At 51.4% G+C, this 2,935-nt stretch carries 1 rRNA gene; it reads left to right on the top strand.

Features of this window, described 5'->3' with window-relative positions:
- The first annotated feature begins 70 nt into the window (after window positions 1–70).
- A 23S ribosomal RNA gene (locus tag IEY24_RS32565) occupies window positions 71–2,890 on the top strand.
- Window positions 2,891–2,935: the final 45 nt, after the last annotated feature.

Below are 2,935 nucleotides of genomic sequence, written 5' to 3'. Positions count from 1 at the left end.
CATTACTGGAAAAAGATCCGGTAACGAGTTCATTGACATATTGAGAAGTAGAAGAGAAGAAAATAGAGTCGCGCAAGCGAATTAAGGGCGCATGGGGGATACCTAGGCTCTCAGAGGCGATGAAGGACGTGATAAGCTGCGAAAAGCTATGGGGAGCAGCACATATGCATTGATCCATAGATATCCGAATGGGGCAACCCAGTCAGGTGAAGCCTGATTACCCTACGGGGGGCAAACGCGGGGAACTGAAACATCTAAGTACCCGCAGGAGAAGAAAATAACAATGATTCCGTAAGTAGTGGCGAGCGAACACGGAAGAGCCCAAACCACTTTGGTTACGGCCAGAGTGGGGTTGTAGGACTCACCAAGTGGGTAAATAGCGAACTGGAATGGCATGGGAAGGCCAATCATAGAGGGTGAGAATCCCGTACAGGCAGTGAATTTATCTGAGTGAGTATCCTGAGTAGGTGGGGACCGGTGAAATCCCCTCTGAATCCGGCGGCACCATCCGCCAAGGCTAAATACTCCTGAGAGACCGATAGTGAACGAGTACCGTGAGGGAAAGGTGAAAAGTACCGCGAGCAGCGGGGTGAAATAGAACTTGAAACCATGCGCTTACAAGCGGTCGGAGCCTTCGGGTGACGGCGTGCCTTTTGCATAATGAGCCTACGAGTTACGGTTACTGGCAAGGTTAATGTATAAAGTACAGGAGCCGAAGCGAAAGCGAGTCTGAATAGGGCGATTAGTCAGTGGCTGTAGACGCGAAACTTTGTGATCTACCCTTGGTCAGGTTGAAGCGCTGGTAACACATCGTGGAGGACCGAACCGGTAAACGTTGAAAAGTTTTCGGATGAACTGAGGGTAGGGGTGAAAGGCCAATCAAACTGAGAAATAGCTCGTACTCCCCGAAATGTTTTTAGGAACAGCGTTGTGGTTGAGTCATGTTCAGGTAGAGCTACTGATAGGACTAGGGGGAGTCAAATCCTACCAAATTCTGACAAACTCCGAATGGGGCATGATATACACGGCAGTGAGGGCTGGGGTGCTAAGGTCCCAGTCCGAGAGGGGAACAACCCAGAGCATCAGCTAAGGTCCCAAAATATATGCTAAGTTGAACTAAGGGGGTCCGACTGCAGAGACAGCCAGGATGTTAGCTTGGAAGCAGCTATACATTTAAAGAGTGCGTAACAGCTCACTGGTCGAGCGGGGCGGGCATCGATAATAAACGGGCATCAAGCATATTACCGAAGCTATGCGATTGTATTTATACATATCGGTAGGGGAGCATTCTCACAGGGGTGAAGGTATTGCGTAAGCAGTGCTGGACTGGTGAGAAAAGCAAATGTAGGCATAAGTAACGATAATGCGGATGAGAAATCCGCACACCGAAAGACTAAGGATTCCTCCGCTATGCTAATCAACGGAGGGTTAGGCGGGGCCTAAGGTATAGCCGACAGGCGACTACCGATGGACAGCAGGTTAATATTCCTGCCCCTGCATGCAGTGTGAAAGAGTGACGGAGCGACGTGGATGGTACGTACTGACGGAATAGTGCGTTGAGCCGAGCCTACGGGCAAAGCGAATCATCGAAGACGCTTCCAAGAAAAGCTTTTGAAACATCAGCTGTATGCAGCCCGTACCGTAAACCGACACAGGTAGTCGAGAAGAATATTCTAAGGTGCTCGAGTGAATCACGGCTAAGGAACTCGGCAAATTAACCCTGTAACTTCGGGAGAAGGGGAGCCTCCTCTGCAAAGAGAGGCCGCAGAGAAATGGCCCAGGCGACTGTTTAGCAAAAACACAGGGCTCTGCCAAAACGAAAGTTGACGTATAGGGCCTGACACCTGCCCGGTGCTGGAAGGTTAAGAGGGGATGTCATCGCAAGAGAAGCATTGAATCGAAGCCCCAGTAAACGGCGGCCGTAACTATAACGGTCCTAAGGTAGCGAAATTCCTTGTCGGGTAAGTTCCGACCTGCACGAATGGTGTAACGATCTGGGCACTGTCTCGGCCGTGAGCTCGGTGAAATTGTAGTAGCGGTGAAGATGCCGCTTACCCGCCACGGGACGGAAAGACCCCGTGCACCTTTACTATAGCTTTGCATTGTTTTCGGGTCAGGGATGTGTAGGATAGGTGGGAGGCTGTGAGTGGGCGTCGCCAGGCGTTCAGGAGCCAACGTTGAAATACCACCCTTCGCTGGCCTGGGATCTAACTGCTCAATGAGCAGGACCGTGCATGGTGGGTAGTTTGACTGGGGTGGTCGCCTCCAAAAGTGTAACGGAGGCTTCCAAAGGTCTGCTCAACACGCTTGGTAACCGTGTGTGGAGTGCAATAGTACAAGCAGGCTTGACTGCGAGATCGACGGATCGAGCAGGTGGGAAACCAGGGTATAGTGATCCGGTGGTTCTGTATGGAAGGGCCATCGCTCAAAGGATAAAAGGTACGCCGGGGATAACAGGCTGATCTCCCCCAAGAGCTCACATCGACGGGGAGGTTTGGCACCTCGATGTCGGCTCGTCACATCCTGGGGCTGGAGAAGGTCCCAAGGGTTCGGCTGTTCGCCGATTAAAGTGGCACGCGAGCTGGGTTCAGAACGTCGTGAGACAGTTCGGTCCCTATCTGTGGTGGGCGTAGGAAGATTGACGGGGGCTGCCTTTAGTACGAGAGGACCGAGGTGGACCCACCGCTGGTGAGCCGGTTGTTACGCCAGTAGCATGGCCGGGTAGCTATGTGGGGAATAGATAAGCGCTGAAAGCATCTAAGTGCGAAACTAGCCCGAAGATGAATCTTCCACATAAGGGTCGTTGTAGACTACGACGTTGATAGGCTGCAGGTATACATGTAGAAATACACTTAGCTGAGCAGTACTAATTACCCAACAGCTTGCACATTTAACCTCTATTCTCATCTCTTCTACTTCCAATATGACATGAAAA

The organism is Dyadobacter endophyticus, assembly GCF_014641595.1.
Taxonomy (GTDB): Bacteria; Bacteroidota; Bacteroidia; order Cytophagales; family Spirosomataceae; genus Dyadobacter; species Dyadobacter endophyticus.
This window is presented reverse-complemented; position numbering and strand designations above follow the sequence as displayed.